General features: G+C 63.7%; 20 protein-coding genes. 9 read left to right on the top strand and 11 right to left on the bottom strand.

Annotated features, from left to right (window positions below; genetic code table 11):
- Nucleotides 1–67: 67 nt before the first annotated feature.
- A complete protein-coding gene (locus ACR65N_RS05150; RefSeq protein ID WP_440456010.1) occupies nt 68–1,489 on the bottom strand; it encodes a helix-turn-helix domain-containing protein in 1,422 nt (473 codons plus the stop codon).
- A 233-nt stretch (nt 1,490–1,722) separates the two neighbouring features.
- On the opposite strand from ACR65N_RS05150, the gene aceA reads away from it, so the two are divergent.
- Entirely contained in the window at nt 1,723–3,012 is a 1,290-nt protein-coding gene (gene aceA / locus ACR65N_RS05155) for an isocitrate lyase (protein ID WP_440456011.1), read from the top strand.
- 187 nt (nt 3,013–3,199) lie between these two features.
- Nucleotides 3,200–3,436, top strand: a complete 237-nt coding sequence (locus ACR65N_RS05160) for an SMc00767 family acetate metabolism repressor (protein WP_430305904.1) — start codon at nt 3,200–3,202, stop codon at nt 3,434–3,436.
- A gap of 96 nt (nt 3,437–3,532) precedes the next feature.
- Here ACR65N_RS05160 and ACR65N_RS05165 read toward each other — a convergent pair whose 3' ends face one another.
- From ACR65N_RS05165 to ACR65N_RS05180, 4 genes are all read right to left on the bottom strand, one after another.
- Nucleotides 3,533–5,371, bottom strand: a complete 1,839-nt coding sequence (locus tag ACR65N_RS05165) for a methyl-accepting chemotaxis protein (protein ID WP_440456012.1) — start codon at nt 5,369–5,371, stop codon at nt 3,533–3,535.
- Nucleotides 5,372–5,551: 180 nt separating this feature from the next.
- The gene (locus tag ACR65N_RS05170; protein WP_440456013.1) at nt 5,552–5,674 is read right to left on the bottom strand and encodes a hypothetical protein; all 123 of its coding nucleotides are present in this window, start codon (nt 5,672–5,674) and stop codon (nt 5,552–5,554) included.
- Between the two features lie 215 nt (nt 5,675–5,889).
- Nucleotides 5,890–8,376: a methyl-accepting chemotaxis protein gene (locus ACR65N_RS05175; RefSeq protein WP_440456014.1), complete on the bottom strand. Its 2,487-nt coding sequence runs from the start codon at nt 8,374–8,376 to the stop codon at nt 5,890–5,892.
- Nucleotides 8,377–8,629: 253 nt separating this feature from the next.
- Nucleotides 8,630–9,796 carry a BaiN/RdsA family NAD(P)/FAD-dependent oxidoreductase gene (locus ACR65N_RS05180; protein ID WP_440456119.1) on the bottom strand — a complete coding sequence of 389 codons (1,167 nt, stop codon included), beginning with the start codon at nt 9,794–9,796 and terminating at the stop codon, nt 8,630–8,632.
- Nucleotides 9,797–9,941: 145 nt separating this feature from the next.
- Here ACR65N_RS05180 and ACR65N_RS05185 point away from each other — a divergent pair, with 145 nt between their 5' ends.
- From ACR65N_RS05185 to edd, 5 genes are all read left to right on the top strand, one after another.
- Nucleotides 9,942–11,381 (top strand): glutamine synthetase family protein, encoded by a 1,440-nt coding sequence (locus ACR65N_RS05185; RefSeq protein WP_440456015.1) that lies wholly within the window; start codon nt 9,942–9,944, stop codon nt 11,379–11,381.
- 9 nt (nt 11,382–11,390) lie between these two features.
- Nucleotides 11,391–12,677, top strand: a complete 1,287-nt coding sequence (locus tag ACR65N_RS05190; protein ID WP_440456120.1) for an NAD(P)/FAD-dependent oxidoreductase — start codon at nt 11,391–11,393, stop codon at nt 12,675–12,677.
- 95 nt (nt 12,678–12,772) lie between these two features.
- Nucleotides 12,773–14,245, top strand: coding sequence for a glucose-6-phosphate dehydrogenase (zwf, locus tag ACR65N_RS05195; RefSeq protein ID WP_440456016.1), 1,473 nt, complete (start codon nt 12,773–12,775; stop codon nt 14,243–14,245).
- 5 nt (nt 14,246–14,250) lie between these two features.
- Entirely contained in the window at nt 14,251–14,949 is a 699-nt protein-coding gene (gene pgl, locus ACR65N_RS05200) for a 6-phosphogluconolactonase (protein WP_440456121.1), read from the top strand.
- A gap of 105 nt (nt 14,950–15,054) precedes the next feature.
- On the top strand, nt 15,055–16,875 hold the full coding sequence (gene edd / locus ACR65N_RS05205) for a phosphogluconate dehydratase (protein ID WP_440456017.1): 1,821 nt from the start codon (nt 15,055–15,057) through the stop codon (nt 16,873–16,875).
- 17 nt (nt 16,876–16,892) lie between these two features.
- On the opposite strand, the gene ACR65N_RS05210 is transcribed toward edd, so the two are convergent.
- Nucleotides 16,893–17,648 (bottom strand): phosphatase PAP2 family protein, encoded by a 756-nt coding sequence (locus ACR65N_RS05210; protein ID WP_440456018.1) that lies wholly within the window; start codon nt 17,646–17,648, stop codon nt 16,893–16,895.
- A gap of 71 nt (nt 17,649–17,719) precedes the next feature.
- Here ACR65N_RS05210 and ACR65N_RS05215 point away from each other — a divergent pair, with 71 nt between their 5' ends.
- Together ACR65N_RS05215 and ACR65N_RS05220 are read left to right on the top strand one after the other, a co-directional pair.
- Nucleotides 17,720–18,442: a response regulator transcription factor gene (locus ACR65N_RS05215; protein WP_440456019.1), complete on the top strand. Its 723-nt coding sequence runs from the start codon at nt 17,720–17,722 to the stop codon at nt 18,440–18,442.
- A gap of 61 nt (nt 18,443–18,503) precedes the next feature.
- Nucleotides 18,504–19,577, top strand: coding sequence for an ATP-binding protein (locus tag ACR65N_RS05220; RefSeq protein ID WP_440456020.1), 1,074 nt, complete (start codon nt 18,504–18,506; stop codon nt 19,575–19,577).
- 258 nt (nt 19,578–19,835) lie between these two features.
- Here the strand turns inward: ACR65N_RS05220 and ACR65N_RS05225 are convergent, their stop codons facing one another.
- From ACR65N_RS05225 to ACR65N_RS05245, 5 genes are all read right to left on the bottom strand, one after another.
- Nucleotides 19,836–20,192 (bottom strand): hypothetical protein, encoded by a 357-nt coding sequence (locus tag ACR65N_RS05225; RefSeq protein WP_430306542.1) that lies wholly within the window; start codon nt 20,190–20,192, stop codon nt 19,836–19,838.
- Between the two features lie 156 nt (nt 20,193–20,348).
- Nucleotides 20,349–21,437: an ABC transporter ATP-binding protein gene (locus ACR65N_RS05230; protein WP_440456021.1), complete on the bottom strand. Its 1,089-nt coding sequence runs from the start codon at nt 21,435–21,437 to the stop codon at nt 20,349–20,351.
- A 21-nt stretch (nt 21,438–21,458) separates the two neighbouring features.
- Complete coding sequence (bglA, locus tag ACR65N_RS05235) at nt 21,459–23,114, bottom strand: beta-galactosidase BglA (RefSeq protein ID WP_440456022.1); 1,656 nt, start codon at nt 23,112–23,114, stop codon at nt 21,459–21,461.
- Between the two features lie 30 nt (nt 23,115–23,144).
- Nucleotides 23,145–24,305 carry a carbohydrate ABC transporter permease gene (locus ACR65N_RS05240; RefSeq protein ID WP_440456122.1) on the bottom strand — a complete coding sequence of 387 codons (1,161 nt, stop codon included), beginning with the start codon at nt 24,303–24,305 and terminating at the stop codon, nt 23,145–23,147.
- Between the two features lie 2 nt (nt 24,306–24,307).
- On the bottom strand, nt 24,308–25,318 hold the full coding sequence (locus tag ACR65N_RS05245; RefSeq protein WP_440456024.1) for a carbohydrate ABC transporter permease: 1,011 nt from the start codon (nt 25,316–25,318) through the stop codon (nt 24,308–24,310).
- Nucleotides 25,319–25,358: the final 40 nt, after the last annotated feature.

Genomic DNA, 25,358 nt, shown 5'->3' on the forward strand with positions numbered 1-25,358 from the left:
GTAGAAAGGAACGCCGCGCGTCACAAGCGAAAACATGTGGCGTCGCACACAGGTTTGGTTACGTCCGTCATCCTTGAAAATCGAAGGCGCTGAGGCCCGCGACCATCTCGTCGAGACCCAACGGCCGGGTCAGTGGCGGTTCTGCCCGAGACAGGCAGCCCTGGCGCTCGCAGAGCCGACAGGCGGTTCCCGCAGCGACACCGGCTGCCGGCAGTTCGGCAGCGGCAGCATAGACCGTTTCGGCCGCTGCATCCCACTCGCTGCCGATCAGGATCGCCGTGCGCCGCAGCCGCTCGCCGAACGCGGCCTTGGGCCCTTCCAGCGTACGGCTGACGGTGAGGAAACGGCCGCCGTCCGGCATCTCGACGCGATCCACGAGGATCTGCCCCGGCTGGGCGAAGGCCGCGTGAAGGCTGAGCTTGGGACAGCGCCCGCCAAAGCGGGCATGCGGAAACCCTTGTGCGCCGGCGCGCCGAATGATGTTGCCGGCATGATCAGCCTCCATCAGGAAAAATGGCGGCACCGCGCCTCCCGGCCGACCGAGCATGACCAAGCGATGCGCCGCCTGTTCGAACGACACCTCAAAACGCGCCGCCAGCAGATCGATGTCGTAACGGCTCTTTTGCGCGGCGGAGAGGAACGCCTGGTACGGCATCATCAGCGCATGCGCCGCATGCCGGGCAAAGTCGAACCTGGCGATGCGCATGGCCTCGCTGCTTGTGAAAGCGAAACTTTCGACCTCGGTTGCGATCACCGGGCCAAACGACAAAAGCGCCAGCTCCTGCGCCATCTCCCGGACGCGGTCTGCCGGCGACAGGCGCTCCGAGAGGAACAGCCGCATGGAGTGCCGGTCGAAGCGCCGACGCAGCGTCGGCATGGCGTGGACAGGCAGCGTACGCACGGCGATGCCGTGGCTTGTCCGCAACCGGTCCTTCAGTGCGCCGGAGAGATCGTCTCCCGCCGACAGCTGCGCCGTCAGGGTTTCGGCGGCATCCTCGATGCGCGGATGGAAGGCGGAACGGCGCTCCAGCGTCTCGCGCACCTCATCCATCGGCAGGCGGGTGCCGGCAAGCGAGGTTTGATGGCCCTCGCGGGCGAGAAGATCGGCAAGATCCGACAGCCGGGCGGCCTGCTCGCGGTAGGCCCGGTAGAGCTTGACCATGCCAACGGCGGCATTGGGAGCGCCTTCCGATACCTCGACGAGTTCCTGATCACCGGGGATCTCGCCGGCCAGCAGCGGATCGGCAAACACCTCTCGCAACTGTACGGCAAGCCCACCGCCCTCGCCCTGCAGTTGATCGAGATCGACCTTGTAGACAGACGACAGCCGCAGCAGCAGTTGGACGGTGAGCGGCCGCTGATTGCGCTCGATGAGATTGAGATAGGACGGCGAGATACCCAACCCCTCGGCCATCGCCGTCTGCGTCAGACCGAGGCTTAGCCGCAGCCGGCGGACACGCGGTCCGGCGAAGATCTTGCGTTCCGCCATATCTCCTCCGTCACAGTCTTTACAGTTTCACCACTGCGACCGCTTTTACAACTATGACAAGTTTACAGCGATGGCAGTCAAAGGCAAGACAGTCTGACCCGAATTACCACACTGTTTCTGCTTCTTTTCTTCCGGGCCTCTTCGTCCCTGTGTAAATTAGCCCTCAGACACTGGCTCCCAGATCCGATGATCGGGCGAGCTGGTTATTACCGCACAGGGAGGAAGACAAGATCATGACAGATTTTTACACACTGGTTCGCAACGCTCCAGCCGGTCGCTTCGACGGCATCGAACGCCCCTACGGCGCCGAGGACGTCGAGCGGCTGCGCGGCTCCATCGAGATCCGCTACTCGCTTGCCGAGATGGGCGCCAACCGGCTGTGGCAGCTGCTCGAGAGCGAGGACCTCGTCAATGCGCTCGGCGCGCTCTCCGGCAACCAGGCGATGCAGATGGTGCGCGCCGGGCTGAAGGCGATCTATCTCTCCGGGTGGCAGGTCGCGGCGGACGCCAATACCGCATCCGCCATGTATCCCGACCAGTCGCTCTATCCCGCCAATGCCGCACCGGAGCTTGCCAAGCGCATCAACAGGACTTTGCAGCGTGCCGACCAGATCGAGACCTCGGAGGGCAAGGGCCTGTCGGTCGACACCTGGTTCGCGCCGATCGTCGCGGATGCCGAAGCCGGATTCGGCGGTCCGCTCAACGCCTTCGAGATCATGAAGGCGTTCATCGAGGCGGGCGTTGCCGGCGTTCACTACGAAGACCAGCTGGCATCGGAGAAGAAGTGCGGCCATCTGGGCGGCAAGGTGCTGATCCCGACAGCGGCGCATATCCGCAACCTGACAGCAGCACGGCTGGCGGCCGACGTCATGGGCACGCCGACGCTGGTCATCGCTCGCACCGACGCAGAGGCGGCAAAGCTCCTGACGTCGGACATCGATGAGCGCGACCAGCCGTTCGTCGACTACGATCGCGGCCGGACCGTCGAAGGGTTCTACCACGTGAAGAACGGCCTGGAGCCCTGCATTGCCCGCGCCGTCGCCTATGCGCCCTACTGCGACCTCATCTGGTGCGAGACCTCCAAGCCAGACCTGGAGCAGGCGCGGAAGTTCGCCGAAGGCGTGCACAAGGCACATCCCGGCAAGAAGCTCGCCTACAACTGCTCGCCGTCGTTCAACTGGAAAAAGAACCTCGACGACGCGACGATCGCAAAGTTCCAGCGCGAGCTGGGGGCGATGGGCTACAAGTTCCAGTTCATCACGCTGGCCGGCTTCCACCAGCTGAATTTCGGCATGTTCGAGCTGGCGCGCGGCTACAAGGACCGGCAGATGGCCGCCTATTCCGAGCTGCAGGAGGCGGAATTTGCCGCCGAGGACCGCGGCTACACGGCGACCAAGCACCAGCGCGAGGTGGGAACCGGCTACTTCGACGCCGTCTCGATGGCGATCACCGGCGGCCAGTCTTCGACGACCGCCATGCACGAATCGACCGAGCACGAGCAGTTCCGCCCGGCGGCGGAATAGGCCGGGTTCGTAAGTGAAACCCCTCTCTGGCCTGCCGGCCATCTCCCCCACAAGGGGGGAGAGACTGCGTGGCACCCGTCGCCTCCCACATCCAAGGGTGCGGCCGGATTAGCCCCCCCCTTGTGGGGAGGGTTGGGAGGGGCCTCCAGCCCAACATGAATCTCAAGAACCCGAGAGGAGAAATGCCATGAACGTCCAGACCCGCGTCAAGGAACGCGCCGACGAGCAGAGCACGACGATGACGACCGATCAGCAGGCGGCGATCCGCATGCTGGCCAATGACCTGCATCGCCTGAACCATTCGGTGATGAAGGCGGTCGAGGCCGGCGTCTCGGTCGAACTGGTGCGTTCGGCCCGCCACCACGGCGGCGACGGCAACTGGGGCGACCTGATGATCCCGGTGATCGTCGCGGCTCAGCGCTGATCGCCGTCTTTCACGGGCTTACGCTAAAGAGACGGGGGCGCCTGATGTGGGCGCCCCCGTCTTGCATTATAGGATATGGGCCAGACTCGTTCGCGCTCAGGCGGCGCGGCGGCTACCGAGACCCTGCTGCGCCGCTTCAATGCGGAACCGTTCGACCAGGGCCAGCAGGCGATCCGCCTCGGCCGCCAGCTGGATGCTCGCCTGGTTGGTCTCGGCGACCATGGCACCGTTCTGCTGGGTCAGCTGGTCCATCCTGTTGACGGTGCCGTTGATCTCCTTCAGCGCCGCCGACTGATCCTGGCTGGCGGTGGCGATGGAATCGACATGCTGGCTGGCGCCGGCAATCTGTTCGCTGATCGCCGCCAGAACCTTGCCGGCCTGCTGCACGAGATCCGATCCGTTGCGCACTTCGGTGCTCGACTGGTTGATCAGACCCTTGATCTCGCGTGCGGCGCTTGCGGACCGCTGTGCGAGTTCGCGAACCTCCTGAGCGACGACGGCAAAGCCCTTGCCGGCTTCTCCGGCGCGGGCCGCCTCGATGCCGGCATTGAGTGCCAGCAGGTTGGTCTGGAAGGCGATATCGTCGATGACTTCGATGATCAGCTCGATCTTCGTCGAGGCTTCCTCGATGCGGCCCATCGCGTCGACGGCATTGCTGACGACGGTCGAGGAACTGTCGGCGGTTTTCCTGGTCGTCGAGACGGCCTCGTTGGCTTCCCTGGCGCGGCTGGCGGAATTGGCGACCGTCACGGTGATCTCGTCGACGGCGGCGGCGGTTTCCTCCAGCGAGGCAGCCTGGGATTCCGTGCGGCGCGCCAGGTCGTCGGACGCGACGCTGAGATCGGCGGTTCCTCTCTGGATGGTCAGCGTGCTGGAACGGATATGCCCCATGGTATCGCGCAGGCGAGTGATCGAGCTGTTGAAGTCGGCGCGCAGCTGCTCCAGCCTGCCAGAGAAGCTGGTCTCGATGGTCTGTGACAGGTCGCCCTGGGCCAGACGCGAAAGGGCCGATCCGAGTTCCGCGACGGCCACGTCGATCTGCAGGTCGACCTGCTGCTTTTCCGCGTCGCGTCGGATCCGTTCGCGATCGGCTTCGGCGCGGGCTTCCGCTGACTGGCTCTCGACCATCTGCTTGTCGCGGGCGTTGGTGCGGAAGACCTCCAGCGCCCGGGCAATGTTGCCGAACTCGTTGCGGCGGCTGGTGTAGGGGATCTCGGTGTCCTTGCCGCCGGCGATAAGGCGGATGCTCTCGGTCAGCACGGTCAGCGGATGAACAAGCCTGCGGGTCATCAGGAAGCCGACGAGGCAGACGGTGGCCATGGCGATCAAACCGGTGACGATCATCACCCATGCGGAATTGGCGATCTGTGCGAAATAGACCTCCAGCGGAATGCCGATGAAGAGAACGCCGGAGACCGCACCGCTCGTGTCGGTGACCGGGAAGTAGCCGGTGATGAAGCTGCGGCCGAACAATTCGGCCGGCCCGTAATAGGCCTCGCCTCGGGCCAGCGCCGCCTGGGCCGGGTGGTCTGCCGCCAGCTTGGTGCCGGTCGCCCGTTCGCCGCTTTCCTTCTTGACGTTGGTGGAGATGCGGACGTAGTCGCTGCCCTGCTTCTGGAAGACCGTGGCGACGCCGGCAATCGATTGCGCCGTGCGATCGACCAGCGTGTGATCTGCCAGCTCGACCTTGCCGTCCTGTCGGACGCGGGTCACCGTACCGTCGGTGACGGACAGCTGCGAGCCCTGTACCGAACCATTGTAGAGGATGGCCATGGCGCGCATCGCCGAGCGTGCATCGTCGGCACTTTTCTCCATCGTCTCCGCGCGCAGATAGGCATAGGTCATGCCACCCACCGCCGTGACGGCGGTAACGACCAGGAGAAGGCAGAGGATCAGGATGCGCGACGTGACAGACGCAGGAATGATTTTCGACATATCGGTCCCTTCTTGGCAGCGAGCCAGAGAGGACATTCTAGGAAAAGTCGATAAAAACTTCCTAAACCTGCGGTTTATCAATTTTGAGGGTAGCGACCTGAGGTTCGCCGCCGCATCCAGGCGCTCGCGCGGATGCTGCCGGTGGTACCGACCCTGCGACAAGGTGGACGGCTGCAGTGCCTAGAAGAGGCCCGGCATTGCCAGGAGCGCTGCGGTTGCACCGGCAGCCAGCACCAGAAGGCGCATACGCAGGAGAGACTTGGTTTCGGCAATGGCAACGGCACGCGCACGAGGCTTCTGCATGATCGGTATCCTCAACCACTGGACATCCCCACGGTCGCCCGTCAGGGAAGCGCTACACAGTCCGGGTACACGACGACTGTGCGCGCATTGAGGCAGAATGAGATACGCGGATTAACAAGTCTTGAATCGTCGACGCGCGATGAAAGCTGGCCGCAGAAATCATAAGGCCCTCCGTGATTGCTCGCGGAGGGCCAGGGCTTTCAGAATAACGCTGGTCAGGCGGCGCGGCGGCCTGATCCATAGGCGGATCCGGCTTCAGGCTCGACGCGGAACTGGTCGAGCAGCGCGACGAGCTGGTCGGCTTCTTCCGCCAGCTGACGGCTGGAGGCGCTCGTCTCCTCGACCATTGCGGCGTTCTGCTGGGTCAGCTGGTCCATCTGGTTGACGGCGCCATTGACCTCCTGCAGCGCTGCCGACTGATCGCGGGAGGCGCCGGCGATGGTCTCGACGCGCGTTGCGATCTGCGACACCTGATCGCCGATCGAGGCCAACGCGTCACCCGTCTGCTGGACCAGCAGCGAGCCGTTGGCGACTTCGGTGGTCGAGGCGTTGATCAACTGCTTGATCTCCTTTGCGGCACTTGCGGAGCGCTGCGCCAGTTCGCGCACTTCCTGGGCGACGACGGCAAAACCCTTGCCCGCATCGCCGGCACGCGCCGCCTCGACGCCGGCGTTCAGCGCCAGCAGATTGGTCTGGAAGGCGATACCGTCGATTACCTCGGTGATCTGGCCAATCTTCTGCGAGGCACCCTCGATGCGTTCCATGGCGGATACCGCATTGCGGACGATGACCAGCGAGCCGTCGGTGCTGCGGCGGGTATCCGCAACAATACCGTTCGCTTCGCGCGCCTGTTCGGCGGCTGCGCGGACATTTGCCGTCACTTCGCCGACGGCGGCTGCCGTCTGCTCCAGCGAGGCGGCCTGGGTTTCCGTGCGCCGCGACAGGTCGTCGGTGGAATGCGACATCTGACGGACGTTGCCCTGGATGGCCGAGACGTTCTGCTGGATGAGGCCGATGGTATCCTGGAGCCGCATCATCGAGCGGTTGAAATCGGTGCGCAGCTGTTCGAGGCGTCCGACGAAGGGGGTATCGAGAGTGGTGGAGACATCGCCGTCGGCGAGACGCTCCAGCCCCTGCGCCAGGGCGCCGACGGCAAACTGGATCTGCCGGTCGATTTCCTGCTTTTCCCGCTCGTTGCCTTCCCGCTCGGCGTCGGCGGCAGCGCGTTCCTGCTCGCTCATCGCTTCGATGCGGACCTTCTCCTGGGCGTTCTCCTTGAAGATGCCGAGTGCGCGGGCCATGTCGCCGATCTCGTCGCGACGTGCCTCGCCCTCGATAGCGGTCTCCAGGTCGCCGGCCGCCAGGCGGCGCATGGTGGCGGCAATCTGAAGGATTGGACCCTTGAAGGTGAAGATCAGGCCGATACCGGCGAAGATGGCGACAAGGATGCCGAGTGCCGTGGCGGTGATCGAAATCTGGTTGGCGCGGTCGCGCTCGGTGCCGGCGGCATCGCGCTGCTCTGCGGCAAACCGCGTCAGGTTGGTCCAGATGACGTCGATCTGCTGGGCGGCGGCGTTGAAGGCGTCGACGCGCTTCTTCGACAGGTCGAGCAGCGACGTCGCCTTGGCTTCCAGCGTCTCGGTCAGCGGCAGGATGGCGCTGGCGCGGTTGCGGGCCTCGACTGGATAGCTCTCATCCATCTTCAGGGTGCCGGCAGCAATCTGCAGCGACATCAGCGCGCCCTGCAGTTCGCCGAGCACACCGGCATCCGGGGCGGTCGCGTAGGTTGTCGCCTTCAGTTCGACGATCTTGCCGGCGTCGAGGACCTGGCGTGCGGCATTCAGGAAGTTGGTTGCCGTGGCGATCGGCGCGTCCAGCTGGCCGAACACTTCGGTCGCCTGGCGTGCCTTGGTGGATGCGGCGCCCTGGAGGCGGATGGAGGATGGCCGCATGAGGTTGACGGCGCGCTCGGCCGAACCGACCGTCGTGTCGTTGACGACGCCGATTTCGAGCTGGGTGCGGATCTGCTGGACGCTGTCCTTCAGCTGGTCTGCGAGAACCTTCTGGTCGAGCGGCAGGGCCGCGGCGACTTCGGCAACGGCGGCGGAGACAGCCGGCAGCTGGTCCTTGGCGATGCTCATCTTCTGTTCCGGCGCGGTCTGGCCGTTGAAATCGGTGACCATCTTGGCAATGGTCGCGGAGCCGCGCGTCAGCTTCTCGGCGTCGCGCAGCAGAGACTTGGCCTTGGCCTCGTCCTGGCCCAGGTTGCCGCGGCTGACGGTTGCGTAGCTGAGGAGAGCCGACTGCAGCTTGACGATGGCGGCGAGATCGGCGTTGAGGCCGGCACGCACGGATGTCTCTTCCTGGAAGGAGGCCCATAGCTGGTCGATCTGGTTGTCGATCGCGTCCGCACCGGTGATGGCGGAATCGATCTCGTCCTGGCCCTGATCGTTGTTGGCGCCGGAGCGCACGGTCTTCAGCTGATCGATCTGTTCCTTGATCTGCTGATCGAGCGCCTTGCGCGATTCATCGCTGGTGTGGCGGAGGAATTCGGTCATGCTGGCATACACGCCCTTGAAGCCGCTCAGCGACTGCAGCACCGCATTCGACATGTCCATCCGGCTCTGCAGCAGATTGGACGCGTAGATGCCGGACAGTCCGACCGCCGAGATACTGACGACGAACGGCACAATGAATGCCACGACCTTGGTTTGAATCCGAAAGCGCGCAAGCATACGATCGATGACCATGGAACACCCCTGAAAACGCAAATGCAGTCCCCCCGCCGCAGTCTCTGTCGAAATCGGGGACGGTTCGTTGTGCCATGCACACGTGAACGAAGACTGAATTCCGGGTGATGAATTTGGTGTTCGGCTCCCATGAATTCGCGCAATGCGAGCGCATCGGCATCGACCGTCGGGTCGAAATCGCGTCATCTGGACTACCTCAGGCGGCTCAGACGGCGAGCGCCTCGCCGCAGACATGGCCGGAAGCCCAGGCCCACTGGAAATTATAGCCGCCGAGCCAGCCTGTGACGTCGACGCACTCGCCGATGAAGTAGAGCCCGGGCAGCGCCTTGGCCTGCATGGTGCGGGAATCGAGCATGCTGGTGTCGACGCCGCCAAGCGTCACCTCGGCAGTCCGATAGCCTTCCGAGCCCGCTGGCCTGATCGTCCAGTCCTGCACGGCTGCCGCCACGGCTCCCAGCGCCTTGTCGCTGTAGTCCGCCAGCGGTCCGCGCAGCCGGTGCTGATCGGCGAGGAACTGTGCGAGGCGCCGCGGCAGGATCTCGCCCAAAACCGTCTGCACCGCCTGGCGTCCATTCTGCCGGCGGGCCTCCTTCAGCAGCGCCAGCACGTCGCAGGACGGCTCCAGCGTCAGGGCGATATCATCCCCCTCCTTCCAGTAGGACGAGATCTGCAGGATGGATGGCCCGCTCAGTCCGCGATGGGTAAACAGCAGCGCTTCGCGAAACGTCGTCTTGCCGTGACGCACCTGCGCATCGACGGAAACGCCCGAGAGCGGCGACAGCTTTTCCAGCATCGACGGGTCAAGCGTCAGCGGCACCAGCGCCGGACGCGTTTCGGTCATCGCCACGCCGAACTGCTCGGCAATCCGGTAGGCAAGTCCCGTGGCGCCCATCTTCGGAATGGACTTGCCGCCGGTCGCCACCACCAGCGCACCCGCCTCGACCGTTTCGCCGTCGATCGCGACGCGAAAACCGTCCTCGGTCTTCTCGACTACGCCGATCTGCCGCTGCAACTGGAGATCGACGCCGACGGCCAGCATCTCGTCCAGCAGCATGCGGACGATATCCTTGGCGCTATCGTCGCAAAACAGCTGGCCTAGCGTCTTCTCATGCCAGGCAATGCGGTGCTTTTCGACCATCGCCAGGAAGTCACGCGGCGTGTAGCGCGCCAGGGCCGACTTGGCGAAGTGGCGGTTGCCGGAGATATAGTTGGCCGGGCTGGCGTGGACGTTGGTGAAGTTGCACCGGCCGCCGCCGGAGATGCGGATCTTCTCGCCCGGAGCCTTTGCATGGTCGACTACCAGCACCGAGCGGCCGCCGGCGCCGGCGCGGATGGCGCACATCATGCCCGCGGCGCCGGCGCCCAGCACCATCACATCATATCGGCGTTTCACAGTCGGCAATCCCGTGTTCTCAAGCCATCCCTGTTTGCGATCCGGACCACAAAGTCAATCAGCCGGCTGGCTAAAGAACGGGTTCCGGCTATGATGCGGCATCGTCAACATCTTACGGTGAAGCATGCCGCCCAAGAAGAAGCCTTCTACCCGCGTGTCCGGAAACCTCTCCAAGACGAAGGCTGCGGAACCGTCCCTGACCTCGCTGCGCGGGGCGGTCAACTGGCGTGACGCGGCTGCCTGGCTGAAGGTACGCGGCATCGAGGACATCGAATGCATCACGCCGGATCTGGCAGGCGTGGCGCGCGGCAAGATGATGCCGGCGTCGAAATTCACCTCGAACACCTCGCTGGCGCTTCCCTCGGCGCTCTACCGGCACACGATTTCCGGCGAGTACCCTGACGAGACCGCAAACTTCCGCTACGAGCCGCGCGACAGCGACCTTAAACTGGAGCCCGACCTGTCGACCCTGTCGGTCGTGCCGTGGGAGACCGACCCGACGGCGCAGGTGATCTGCGACGTGGTCAACACCACCGGCGAGCAGGTGCCCTACACGCCGCGCAACGTCCTGAAGAACGTCATGAACCTCTATCGCGAGCGGGGCTGGAAGCCGGTCGTGGCGCCGGAGATCGAGTTCTACCTGGTGGCGATGAACGACGACCCTGACTATCCGCTGCACCCGCCCAAGGGACGGTCGGGTCGGTCGATCGTCGGCGGACAGGGCTATTCGATCGCCGGCATCAACGAGTTCGACGAGTTGATCGACGACATCTACCACTTCTCCGAAAAGCAGGGCCTCGAGATCGATACGCTGATCCACGAGGAAGGGCCGGCGCAGCTGGAGATCAACCTGCGCCATGGCGACCCGATCCAGCTTGCCGACCAGGTGTTCATGTTCAAGCGGACGATCCGCGAGGCTGCCCTGAAGCACGGCATCTACGCCACCTTCATGGCCAAGCCGATGCAGGCGCAGCCGGGTTCGGCCATGCACATCCACCAGTCGGTCATCGAGGTGGAAACCGGCCGCAACATCTTCTCGAACGCCGACGGATCGCCGTCGCGGGACTTCTTCCACTTCATCGGCGGCATGCAGAAATACGTGCCGAGCTCGCTTGCCATGCTCGCCCCTTACGTCAATTCCTACCGGCGGCTGACGCCCGACATGGCCTGCCCGGTCAACAATGCCTGGGGTTACGACAACCGCACCACGGCCTTCCGCGTGCCGATCTCGGAGCCCGCGGCGCGGCGCGTCGAGAACCGCCTGCCGAGCTCGGACGCCAACCCTTATCTGGCGCTGGCGGCATCGCTTGCCTGTGGCTGGCTGGGCATGGTGCGGTCCATCGAGCCGACGGAGCCAACCTACGACACGGCCAACGAGGGATCGATCGACCTGCCGCGCGGTCTGCTGGAGGCGGTCGCGCTGCTGGAGGGCGAGAGCGCCTTCGAGGAAGTGTTCGGCAAGGAGTTCATCGGTCTCTATGCCGGGGTCAAGCGCGGCGAGTTCGAGACCTTCATGCAGGTCATCAGCCCGTGGGAGCGTGAATTCCTGCTCCTCAACGTGTAAGGTCGCATGATGACGTGGCAGAGCCCCATCGCGCCGGGTGTTTCCTGGTACCAGGAGAGCGTTCCCGACCGGCCAATCTATGACAGCCTGGACGGCTCCATCTCCGTCGATGTGGCAATCATCGGCGGCGGCTACACCGGCCTGCAGGCCGCCTACAATCTCGCCAAGCGCGGCGTTGCGGTTGTCCTCATCGAAGGCGGGCGGTTCGGCGACGGCGCCTCGGGTCGCAATGGCGGGCAACTGGGGACCGGGCAGCGCGCCTGGCCCGACGAACTGGAGCCGGAACTCGGCTACGCACGATCCCGGGCGCTGTTCGACATGGCCGAGAACGCCAAGCGCTATCTCCTGGAGTTTGCCGAGACCCACGCGATCGACATGGAGTACCTGCCCGGCCAGCTGAACGTGGCGCACAAGCGCGGCTACGAGGCGCATTATCGCCGGTCCGTGGAGATGCTGACGACCCGCTACGACTATCCGCACGTATCGTTCATGGACCGGGCGGAGACCGCCGAGCGGCTGGGCTCGACAAGCTACTACTGCGGCGTGCGCGATACCGGCACCGGCCATATCCATCCGCTGAAACTGCTGATCGGGCTTGCCCGCGCCGCAGCCGATGCCGGAGCCCGCATCCTCGAGATGACGCCGGCAAAGAGCATCACCCACACGGGCGGGCGCACGCTGATCGAGACGCCGCGCGGGACGATCACCGCGGACCGGGTGCTGATCGGCACCAACGCCTATATCGGCAACCTCGAGCAACAGACGGCGGCGCACGTGATGCCGATCCGCTCGTTCATCGCCGCGACAGTGCCGCTCGATAACTTTCCGCAGGTGCTGCCGGGATCCGAAGCGGTTGCCGATTCGCGCTTCGTGGTGCGCTACTTTCGCAAGAGCCGCGACGGGCGCCTGCTGTTCGGTGGGCGGGAGGCCTATACCGCCGACAGCCCACGCGATATTTCCAGGCATATCCGCAAACAGATCGCCGAGCTCTATCCGGCGCTGAGGGACATCGACATCACCCATGCCTGGGGCGGCTCGGTCGGCATCACCCTGCCGCGCAAGCCCTTTGCACGCGAGGTAATGCCCGGCGTCACCTCGATTGCCGGCTATTCCGGGCACGGCGTCATGCTGTCAAACTACGCAGGTAAGATGTACGCAGATGCGATCGCCGGCAATTCCAGCGAACTCGACCTGTTGACGGAACTGAAGATCCCGCCCTTCCCTGGCGGCCGGCGGCTGCGCAGTCCGCTGCTGTTCCTGGCGCTGTCGTGGTTCGCCCTGCGGGACCGCTTCTGATGCCTGCGCCCAAGATCCGCGCGATCCGGGGCTGGCATTTTTAAATCGATTAGATTATGTAGTGTTCAACCTCGAGACTTCGAAAAGAGTTAGGCATGAGCAGCCAGATCATTCCCGTGGAACCCTTCGATTATGTCGTCTTCGGCGGCACCGGCGACCTTGCAGAGCGCAAGCTGCTGCCGGCGCTCTACCACCGCCAGATCGAAGGCCAGTTCACAGAACCGACGCGTATCATCGGCGCCTCGCGCAGTGCGCTCAGCCATGAAGAGTTCCGCAAATTCGCCGACGAAGCGCTGAAGGAACACCTGAAGGCCGGCGAATACGACGATGCCGAAGTTGCCAAGTTCCTCGGCCGGTTGTTCTACATCCCTGTGGACGCGAAATCGGACGCCGGTTGGGACCAGCTGAAGGCGCTCCTCGACGATGGCACCGAGCGGGTGCGCGCTTTCTATCTGGCGGTCGCGCCGGCGATCTTCGGCGCGATCTCGGAAAAGATCCGCGACCATGACCTGATCACCAAGTCGACGCGCATCGTCGTTGAGAAGCCGATCGGCCGGGACCTTGCCTCGGCGCTCGATCTCAACGACACGATCGGCCGGGTGTTCAAGGAAGAGCAGATCTTCCGCATCGATCACTATCTCGGCAAGGAGACGGTGCAGAACCTGATGGCACTGCGCTTTGCCAATGCCCTCTACGAGCCGCTCTGGAAGGCCCAGTACATCGACCATGTGCAGATCACCGTGGCGGAATCGGTCGGCCTCGAAGGCCGTGCCGGCTACTACGATACCGCCGGCGCGCTGCGCGACATGGTGCAGAACCATATCCTGCAGCTGCTCTGCCTGGTTGCCATGGAAGTGCCGTCTTCAATGGACTCCGAGGCGGTGCGCGACGAGAAGCTGAAGGTGCTGCGCGCGCTTCGGCCGATCACCGAGACCAATGTCGAGCAGATGACGGTGCGCGGCCAGTACCGCGCCGGCGCCTCTGCCGGCGGCCCGGTAAAGGGTTATCTCGAGGAACTCGAAGGCGGCGTCTCCAACATCGAGACCTTCGTCGCCATCAAGGCCGAGATCAACAACTGGCGCTGGGCCGGCGTACCCTTCTACATCCGCACCGGCAAGCGGCTGACCGGCCGCATGTCGGAGATCGTCATCACCTTCAAGCCGATCCCGCACAACATCTTCGACCCGGCCGCCGGGCGCATTTCGGCAAACCAGCTGATCATCCGCCTGCAGCCGGACGAAGGCGTCAAGCAGTCGCTGATGATCAAGGATCCGGGTCCGGGCGGCATGCGCCTGCGCAACGTCTCGCTGGACATGAGCTTTGCTGCCGCCTTCAACGTGCGCAGCCCGGATGCCTACGAACGGCTGCTGATGGACGTCATCCGCTCGAACCAGACGCTGTTCATGCGCCGTGACGAAGTGGAAGCCGCCTGGCGCTGGGTCGACCCGATCCTCAAGGGCTGGGAAGCGACCGGCCAGCTGGCACAGGGTTACACCGCCGGCACCTGGGGGCCGAGCCAGGCGATTGCGCTGATCGAGCGCGACGGCCGAACCTGGCACGAGGGCTGATGGCGATGGCTGCACATCTGCATGCTTTCGCCGATCCCGCAGCGCTTGCCGAACACCTGGCGGCGGATGTCGCCGCCCGGCTGGCGGATGGCGTGGCCCAACGCGGGACCGCCTCGATCGCCGTCTCCGGCGGCTCGACACCGGTGCGCTTCTTCCAGGCCCTCTCGGGGTGCGATATCGCCTGGGACAAGGTGGTGGTGACGCTGGTCGACGAGCGCTTCGTGCCCGCCGACAATCCGCGCTCCAACCATCTGCTGGTTGCCACCCACCTGCTGCAGGGCAAGGCGGCGCAGGCGATCTTCCTGCCGCTTTACCAGGACGTTCCCTCGGCGCTGCAGGCAGCGGCGATCGCCACCGAACGCACCGACGACATCGGCAATCCATTTGACGTCGTCGTGCTCGGAATGGGGTCGGACGGCCACACGGCATCGTTCTTCCCGGGCGGCAACCATCTGGCGCGCGTTATTGCCGCCGATGCGCCGCGCGGCGTGATGACGATGACTGCCGACGGCGCCGGCGAGGAGCGACTGACATTCAGTTTCCCGAGCCTTGCCGACGCACGTTACCTGGTGCTGCACATCGAGGGCGAGGCCAAGAAAGCCGTTCTCGACCAGGCGCAGGCCGGATCCGACGAAATGCAGATGCCGATTCGTGCCATGCTCAACCGGGCGGCCTCGCCTATCGAGATCTACTGGGCGCCCTGAATTCCGGCGCCCCACCGCCGCCCGCCGCGGCATAACGACGAAGACGACCGTCGGGACCGGCGCGAGACGCGCAGGCTGCTTGCGAGCCCGACCATGGAGGACGACATGGCTGCCCATCCCAGCATCGAAGCAATCACAAGACGCATCGTCGAGCGCTCGAAGCCGACACGCGAACCTTATCTGGAGCGTGTTCGCCAAGCCTCCAGCAAAACTGTCACGCGCAGCGTGCTTGCCTGCGCCAATCTCGCGCATGGCTTTGCCGTCTGTTCCCCCGGGGACAAGGCGGCGCTCGCCGGCGATGTCGTCCCCAATCTCGGTATCATCACCGCCTATAACGACATGCTCTCGGCACACCAGCCGTTTGAACATTTCCCCGATCTGATCCGCAAGGCGGCCGCCGAAGTGGGCGGCGTGGCGCAGGTTGCCGGCGGCGTTCCCGCCATGTGCGATGGCGTCACCCAGGGCCAGCCGGGCATGGAGCTGTCGCTGTTCTCGCGCGATATCATCGCCATGTCGGCAGGCATCGGCCTCAGCCACAACATGTTCGACGCGGCGGTGTTTCTCGGCGTGTGCGACAAGATCGTGCCTGGCCTGATGATCGCAGCCCTGAGCTTCGGCCACCTGCCCTCGGTCTTCGTTCCGGCGGGACCGATGACGTCGGGCCTGCCCAATGACGAGAAGAACCGCATTCGCCAGCTCTATGCGGAAGGCAAGGTTGGCCGCGCAGAACTGCTGGAGTCGGAATCCAAATCCTATCACGGCCCCGGCACCTGCACCTTCTACGGCACGGCCAATTCCAACCAGATGCTGATGGAAATCATGGGCTTTCACATGCCCGGTGCATCCTTCGTCAATCCCGGCACGCCGCTGCGCGATGCGCTGACCCGCGAAGCGACCAAGCGGGCGCTGGCGATCACCGCGCTCGGCAACGAATTCACGCCGGCCGGCGAGATGATCGACGAGCGCTCGATCGTCAACGGCGTGGTCGGCCTGCATGCCACAGGCGGCTCGACCAACCACACCATGCACCTGATCGCCATGGCGCGTGCCGGAGGCATCCGGCTGACATGGCAGGACATTTCCGATCTCTCCGACGTGGTGCCGCTGCTCGCTCGCGTCTATCCGAACGGCTCGGCCGACGTGAACCATTTCCACGCCGCAGGCGGCATGGGCTTCCTGATCAAGCAGTTGCTCAAAGCTGGTCTTGTGCATGACGACGTGCGCACGGTCTTTGGCCAGGGCCTTGCCGCCTACACGATCGAGCCGCATCTGAATGAAGACGGGACCGTGCAGCGCATACCTTCACCAAATGAGAGCGTCGATCCCAAAGTGCTGTCGCAGATCGAAGCGCCGTTCCAGGCCAATGGCGGCCTGAAGATGCTGACCGGCAACATGGGCAAGGCGGTCATCAAGATTTCCGCGGTCAAGCCGGAACGACATATCGTCGAGGCCCCTGCGCTCGTCTTCCACACCCAGCAGGCAATGCTGGATGCCTTCAAGGATGGAAAGCTGAACCGCGATTTCGTCGCCGTGGTGCGCTTCCAGGGACCCAAGGCCAATGGCATGCCGGAACTGCACAAGCTGACGCCCTCTCTCGGCGTGCTGCAGGACCGAGGACACAAGGTGGCACTGATCACCGACGGGCGGATGTCCGGCGCATCCGGCAAGGTGCCCGCCGCCATTCATGTGACGCCCGAGGCCGTCGATGGCGGCGCGATCGCGCGGATCCAGGATGGCGACATGATCCGTCTCGATGCGGTCGCCGGCACGCTGGAAGTGCTGGTGGATGCGGCGGAATTCGCCGCGCGGCCGGTGGCTGAGGCCGACCTCTCCGACAACGAATTCGGCATGGGCCGCGAGTTGTTCGCCCCCTTCCGCCGCCAGGTCGGCCCAGCCGATTCCGGCGCCAGCGTGTTCTTCGGATAGGGCTGCGCAGGAAGGACCTACGGTTGGTCGAAGTCTCTGGCGAATATGGCATCGATCTGGGGTGAATTGCGCGAGAACGATTGCCAGAGCAGCGCCGCCAGAACGAACATCAGGTTCCAGGCGATAACCACGTCTGAGAGGAAGTGGGCTCCCAACATCACTCGGTTGAATGCGAAGGCCGCCGCGACAATGCCAACGGCACCGAGATAGAGCGTCCGGTATCTGGGCGCGACGAACACAACGAGTGTGAGCAGTGCGAAGGCGCTTGCGGCCTCTCCCGAGATGAAGGAACAGTTCCTGACGCATTCGTCAGTGAGCTGCCATGGAGGCGTAAAGAACGCATCCCCGCCAAATTCTTCCAGTGCTCTTGGACGCGCTCTGCCAACCAGGATCTTGATCAGGTGGACGCCCAGCCCCGGCCCCGCAGCAAAGAAGATGATCACGAACAGCAGCTTGTGCGGTTCAGGCGGGTATTTCAGGTATCTGAGAAAGGGACTGGGAATCAACAGCGCAACCGCAGTGCCGGTGACGATCCAGGGTAGAAACCTGTTGGCGTCGCGAAAGGCGATGAGGAAGCTGTTTTCATTGAACTCAAAGCCGGCGGCGGGCTGCCAAAACAAGCGAGTGACGATGAGGTCCAGTTCTGGCACCGCTGCGAAAATCAGGGAGACAAAGCCCAGCAGTATCAGCGCCTGGGCAAGCAGATTGCGCGGTCTGTCGTCTGCGGTTTTCGAAATTGCTTTTTGAGCGCGGTTGATGTCAGTTACGTTCATCGGTGGCTCCTCGTTGAGGGCCACGTTCTCCCGCCCGATTGTCAAGATTTGACGGAGAACCGGAGAAGAGCATGTCAAAGTCAGTGAGTTTGACGATGATTTCATCGCTCGTGCTGGTGGTCGAGGACGACGAAGAGATAGCGTCCCTCCTGGAAAAATATCTTGCAAGAGCTGGCTACAGGACGACCAAAGCCTCAACAGGCCGCACGGCTCTCGCCCATGTGCAGAGATTGCAGCCGGACCTGATCCTGCTCGACATCGGCCTGCCGGATATCGACGGCTTCGATCTTCTGACGAAGGTCCGGGGCAATTCCACCGTGCCGGTGATCTTCCTGTCGGCGATGGATGACAGCACGGACAAATTGCTCGGTCTGAAGCTCGGCGCCGACGATTACGTCACGAAACCGTTCAACCCACAGGAAGTCGTGGCGCGGGTCGGGGCCGTCTTGAAACGAACCAGAGGTGTCATCGCGAGCGAGGTTATCCGGCACGACCAGATCGAAGTCCAACCGGGATCGCACATCGCGATTGCATCAACGGACAAAGGCAGGATTGAACTGCCGCTGACGGCAACCGAATTCCGCCTCCTGGTCTGCTTGTTAAGGTCGCCGTTCAAGACGTTCGAACGAGCGTCTCTCCTGGACGCGTGCTTGCCCGAAAGCGACGCCCTCGATCGCACCATTGACACGCATATCGCCAACCTGCGGCGCAAGCTCGCAGACTGTGGCCAGGATGGGTACATCACCACAGTCCGCAGTATCGGCTATCGTTTCGCGAGGTCGACGGGTGTCTAGACCAACTCTCGCAACCATGACAGCCGCATTGGCGTCGATCATACAAGTCGTGACGATAGCGATGCTCTACGTCGTCGTCGATTGGTACATCGATCACGCTGAGGTAACGGCCCTGGACAGGCTGCCTCAAGATGCAAGATCGGCCTGGGCGAGCCTGAATACCGGCGAGATCCCGGATCCGAAGGCTCTCGCGGCGCTCGCGCCCCTTTTCCCGCAGTTGGAGGAGGCGACTGAAGCGTCACCTGTCGAGGGTGTTCTGGGTTTCGGCTTCGCACTCATTATTCTGACAAGCGCCATCGGGGTCGTCCTGGCTCACAGGATCGTCGCGCCGCTTACTCACCTGACGGCGGCCGCGGAGAAGATCCGACAAGGCGATTTCCGGGTCACTGTCGAACCGGGCGCAACCAGAGAGGTCGAAGCGCTCGCGATAACGATCAACAGCATGGCTAGCGAACTGCTTTCGCTGGAAACGCGTCTGAAGTTCAATACGCGAGCGGTTGCCCACGAATTGCGCACGCCGCTCACCGTATTGCAGGGCAATCTGCAGGGCATGTCGGACGGGGTCATTCCAGCCAGCGAGGAACGGTTGCGCGCTCTGCTGGGGCAAGCACAGGGCATGTCCCGCCTGGTAGACCAGCTGAACACGCTTTCCTTGGCAGGCACGACCAATTTCGTGACCGCAACGACGACGACAGACCTGGCACTGCATGTTCTGGAGACGGTCACCTTGTTCCAGGCCTCCGCGGGCAACGGCGTCGATCTTAGAACTGACCTTCAGCCCGCACCGGCGAGAATTGATCCGGACCGTTTCCGCCAGGCTCTCCTCGCTCTGCTCGAAAACGCACGTCGATACGCCGGTCACTGCGGACCGATCGATGTCCACACTGGTTTGGATGAAGCCGGGCAGTCATTCATTTCCGTTCAAGACAAGGGTCCGGGACTGCCAGACTTCGTGCAGCACTCCTCTTTCGACATGTTCTGGAGAAGCGAGAGGCTAAACGGTCGCGGTCTCAGCGGTTCGGGGCTAGGCCTGACGGTGGTCAAGGCGATTGCGGAAGGCCACAATGCGCGGCTGGAGGTCGGCAACAACCCCGGCGGCGGTGCCTTCGCGAAGATCACATTCCTGGTCTCGTAGACATACGATTTCCACTACAGGAGCGAGGCAATATGCGCCGTGACCGCCGTGTCGCTTCCGCCTTGGCCAGAGGTGGCACGACTGCCGGTGGGCGAAGAGCCGGCGGGGCGTTTACACGCATTGCGCCGGCGCGAAGGCCAAGGATGTGGAGGATCAGCGTGCCGCAGTCCGGTTCATTCCCGTCGAGCCGCAAAGCTCAAGCAGACGCACCCTGGGCACGATGGCCCGCCGGACATGCCCGGCACGGATAGAACCTGCCTACCAGTTCCTCACGTCCAGCTTCTTGTCACGGTGCGCCGGATGGGTCGAGAAGACAAAGATGCGGTCGAGATCCTTCTGGGTCAGAAGCCGCAGGAAACGAACCTCGATCGTGTTGTTGGAATTGGTGCGCATCAGCACGCAGCCGATCTTCATGATCCGGGCGTCGGGAATGTCGAGCACGAATTCGGTCGGCAGATTGGACTGCGTCAGCAGCGCCAGCACGGCACCACTCATCGAGATGGCGATGACGTCGCAACGCCGCCCGGCCATGTGCATGACATGCTTTTCGGTGAATTCGATGCGCGCCGCATTCATCGTTTCCTCCATCCTGAACCGCGTCTCGCGGTCGTACATGAAGGACTCCTCCTTCTTCAGGAAGTGGTCGGGACGGCGGTCGCTCATGGCTGCCTCGGAGGCTGGAACAATCCAAGCATCCTAGGGAGCAGACGTTAACGGAGCGTATGGCGCTTTCGCTGTCGATCGGCCGCCGGCCCCGCGTGCGCGTCTCCCCTAGCGCCGATAGGTCTGCCCGTCGGCGTCGAACAGGTGCATCTTGGCCGCATCGGCGGTGAAGCGAAGCGTCTGGCCGCGCTCGACCCTGAAGATGCCGGGGATCTTGGCAAGGATCGGCTCCTCGTCCGACAGGCCTTCGATGTAGAGCAGCGTCACCTCGCCGAGCGCCTCGACCAGCGATACGCGACCTTCAAAGAGATAATCGTCGCCGGTGGTCACCGTCAGGTCTTCCGGCCGCACGCCGAAGCTTGCCGCCCTGCCCGCCTCGGAGGCCTCGGTCGATACCGGCACCGTCACCGGCTTTCCGCCGCGCAGATCGATCCGCGTCGTTTCCCCGGGGGTGGCGATCGTCGCCGGAATGATATTCATCGCCGGCGAGCCGATGAACTTTGCGACGAACAGGTTCTGCGGACGCTCGTAAAGGTCGAGCGGCGCGCCCACCTGTTCGATGCGGCCGGCGGACAACACGACGATCCGGTCGGCAAGCGTCATTGCTTCCACCTGGTCATGGGTGACGTAGACCATGGTGGTTTCCGGCATCGATTCCTTGAGCTTGGCGATCTCGATGCGGGTTGCGACGCGCAGTGCTGCATCCAGATTCGACAGCGGCTCGTCGAACAGAAACACCTTCGGGTCGCGGCAGATGGCCCGGCCGATGGCGACGCGCTGGCGCTGGCCGCCCGAAAGTGCCTTCGGCAGGCGGTCGAGATACTGGGTGAGTTGCAGGATGTCGGCTGCGGCGCGCACGCGGCGGTCGATCTCCTGTTTGCTTTCCTTGGCGATGCGCATGCCGAAGGCCATGTTGTCGTAGACGGTCATGTGCGGATAGAGCGCGTAGGACTGGAAGACCATGGCGATGCCACGCCGGGAGGGCGGCACCTCGTTGACCCGCTGGCCATCGATGATCATGTCGCCGCTGGTAATCTTTTCCAGCCCGGCGATCATCCGCAGCAGCGTGGACTTGCCACAGCCGGACGGACCGACGAACACGACGAACTCGCCCTCACGGATGTCCAGGTCGATGCCGTGCAGCACCTCCACCTGCCCGTAGGCCTTGCGAATATCATTCAGAACAAGTCCGGCCATGTCTCTCCCCTCCGTTTGTTGTCAGCCGTGGCGCGCGAAAAAGGCGCCCCACGCAGGCAGATCGATCGTCCCGTCGCGCAAAGTGCTGTCAAAGCCGTGGCCTTCGAGCACCTGCCAATCGCCGGCCGGCAGGCTAGCTGCGACCGGCGCGTCGCTCATGTTGAACATGCACAGCAGCCGTTCGCCGTCATGCAGCCGCTCGTAGGCCAGCACCTCGGGCGCGGCGTCCAGGAACGCGATATCGCCCTTGGCAAAGGCGGCGTGCTGGCGGCGGAAGGCGAGGAAGCGGCGATAGTGCTCGAGAACCGAGCCCTCATGCCCCTGCTGGGCGCTGACAGCCCGCAGCTGGTGTTCGACGGGGATCGGCAGCCACGGCCTGTCGGCGGTCGAAAAGCCCGACTGCAGCGCATGCTCGTCCCACACCATCGGCGTGCGGCAGCCGTCGCGCCCCTTGAACTCCGGCCAGAACTGGATGCCGTAGGGATCCTGAAGGTCGGCAAAGGCGATGTCGGCCTCGGTGAGGCCAAGCTCCTCGCCTTGGTAGATGCAGACCGAACCGCGCTGGGTCAGCAGGATCGCCGAAAGCTGTTGGGCAAAGGCGTCGCGGTCCATGACCTCGGCGCCCCAGCGGCTGACATGCCGCACAACGTCGTGGTTGGAGAAGGCCCAGCACGCCCAGCCTTCCGGGGCGGCGGCGGAGAAGGCCTGCTGCACTTCGGCGACACGGGCCGGCGTCAGATGATCGGGCGCCAGGAACTCGAAGGCGTAGCACATCTGCATCTTGTCACCGCCGGAGGTATATTCGCCGACGATTTCCAGACCGCGCTGGCTGTCGCCGACCTCGCCGACTGCAGCGATGGCCGGAAACTCGTCGAGCACGGCTCGGAAGCGCTTGAGGAAGTCGAGGTTCTCCGGCCGGTTCTTGTCGTAGATGTGTTCCTGGAAATTGTAGGGATTGACCGCCGGGGCCGTCGAGGCGTTGCGACGTTCCGGGGCGAGCGCGGGATTGTCGCGCAGCTCGCGGTCATGGAAGTAGAAGTTGATGGTATCCAGCCGGAAGCCGTTGACGCCGCGCTTCAGCCAGAAGCGAACGACATCCAGCAGCGCATCCTGGACTTCCGGGTTGTGCAGGTTGAGATCCGGTTGCGACGACAGGAAATTGTGCATGAAGTACTGCATGCGGGTGGGATCCCAAGCCCAGGCCGAGCCGCCGAAGATCGACAGCCAGTTGTTGGGCGGCGTGCCGTCCGGCTTGGCATCCGCCCAGACGTACCAGTCGGCCTTGGGATTGACGCGGCTGGAGCGGCTTTCGATGAACCAGGCGTGCTGGTCGGAGCTGTGCGAGATGACCAGATCGATCATCACCTTGATCCGCAGGCGATGCGCCTCGGCGATCAGCGTATCGAAGTCCGACAGCGAGCCGAACATCGGGTCGACGTCGCAGTAGTTGGACACGTCATAGCCGAAATCGCGCATCGGCGACGGGAAGAAGGGCGAGATCCAGATCGCATCGGCGCCGAGCGCTGCGATATGTGGCAGGCGCGCGGTGATGCCTTTCAGGTCGCCGATGCCGTCGCCGTTGGAATCCTGATAGGAGCGCGGGTAGATCTGATAGATCACCGCGCCACGCCACCAGTCCTTGTCCGATGCGGAGAGGGCTTCTGCGGAAATGCTCATTCCATGTCCTATGTCGTTTATCAGTGTTGGTCAGCCGCCCTTGACGGAGCCCGCGAGCAGGCCTCGCACCAGATACCGCTGCAATGCAAAAAATACGATAATCGGTACGATGATGGTGATGAAGGCCGAGGCGGTGAGGATCTCCCACTTTCCGCCCATCGAGCCCAGCAGCGCGTTGAGCGCTCCCGTCAGAACAAGCTGATCCTTGCCGGTGCCGAGGAAGACCATGGCGACGAGAAGGTCGTTCCAGGTCCAGAGGAACTGGAAGATCGAGAATGATGCGAGCGCCGGGAACGACAGCGGCAGGATGATCTTGACGAAGATCTCGAAATCGCTCGCCCCGTCAACACGGGCGGACTCGATGATCTCCTTGGGCAGACCGGCAATGTAGTTGCGCAGCAGGTAGATCGCCAGCGGCATGCCGAAGGCGGAGTGCGCCAGCCAGATGCCGGCATAGCTGCGCGACGGAACGCCGAACAGATTGCCGATCTCGTTGTACATCTTGAGAAGCGGGATAAGCGACATCTGCAGCGGCACGACGATGAGGCCGACCACCAGGGCAATGATCAGCGCCCGCCCCGGAAACTCCATCCACGACAGTGCGTAGGCGGCGAAGGCGGCGATGAGGATCGGGATGATGGTGGCCGGAATGGCGACCGTCAGCGAGTTGACGAAGGACTGGCCGATGCCCTGCGAGGTGAGCACCGTCCGGTAATTGTCGGTGGTGAACGACGGCGGCGCGGAGATCGACAGATAGACGCGCTTGCCGCGCCCTTCGCCGAACGGGGCGTTCTTGGCGTAGGTGTAGCTGCCATCCTCGTTGATGGTCAGCGTCTCGCCGTCGCCGAGATCGGCCGCCTCTCCGGCGGTAAACTCTGTCGGTGCCGCGACGCGCGTGCCGAAGGCGCGCACGGTACCGGCCTGGCCTTCTTCGAAGACCGACCCGGAGATGACGTAGTTCGGGCCCTGCTGCTGGGCGGTGGCAGGCTCGCCGAGACGGGCGGCGCTCGTTTCGGCGGCGCCGGTGAAGGCAGTCCACCAGCCGGATGCGGTGATCTGGCCGGCATCGCGGAACGAGGTGACGAGGATCCCGAGCGTCGGGATGAGCCAGATGATGCAGATCAGCAGGACGGAGACATGCACCGCAAGGCGCGGGAGGCCGATCCGGCGAAGGCTTGCTACGGGGTTCATCATCAGCCTCCCAGTTCCTTGTTCGCCTGGCGGATGTTCCAGATCATGATCGGCGTGACGGCGGCCATGATGACCAGCGCGATGACCGCACTTCGGCCGCTGTCGCCGCCACCGCGGAACATCCAGTCGAACATGAGGTTTGCCAGCACCATGGTGTTCCACTGGCCGTTGGTCATGGTCAGCACGATGTCGAAGACCTTGAGGACGAGGATGGTGATCGTCGTCCAGACGACGGCGATCGTACCCCAGATCTGCGGCACCATGATCTTCCAGAAGATCTGCCAGCCACTGGCGCCATCGATGACGGCCGCCTCGATCGTTTCCTCAGGGATGCCGCGCAGGGCCGCCGACAGGATGACCATGGCAAAGCCGGTCTGGATCCAGATGAGGATCGCCATCAGGAAGAAGTTGTTCCAGAACGGCAGCGAGATCCACACCTGAGGATTGCCGCCGATCGCCTGGACGATGGCGTTCAGCAGGCCGATCTGCGTCTCGTTGCCGCCGCGATATTCATAGATGAACTTCCAGATGACCGAGGCGCCGACGAACGAGATCGCCATCGGCATGAAGATCAGGCTCTTTGCCAGGTTGCCCCACCAGATGCGGTCGGTCAGCACGGCGATGACGAGGCCGAGGAAGGTGCAGGCGGCCGGCACCACGGCAAGCCAGAGGATGTTGTTGAAGATCGACTGGCGGAACTGAACGTCCTGGATGGCCCAGCGGTAGTTGGCGAGACCGACGAAGTTGCCGCCCGACCGGTCGTAGAAGGAGAGGATGAAGGTCGCGACGACCGGGTAGACGAGGTAGACGACCAGCAGCAAGAGCGCCGGCCCGAGGAAGAGCCAGGGCCGCACCGCTGAGCGGCGATTGAGGTTGACCGAGGCAATCCCGACATTGTCCTTCGGCACCGGAAAGACCAGCTGCAAGGCCTTATCCGACAGCCAGTAGTACAAGGCGCAGGCAAACACCCCGGCGATCACCACGCCGACGGCCGATACGATCTGCGTAAACATATGCCCCTCCCCCTGGAACGCTTAGCTTCTTTTACGCCGG

The organism is Rhizobium sp. SAFR-030, from assembly GCF_059415005.1.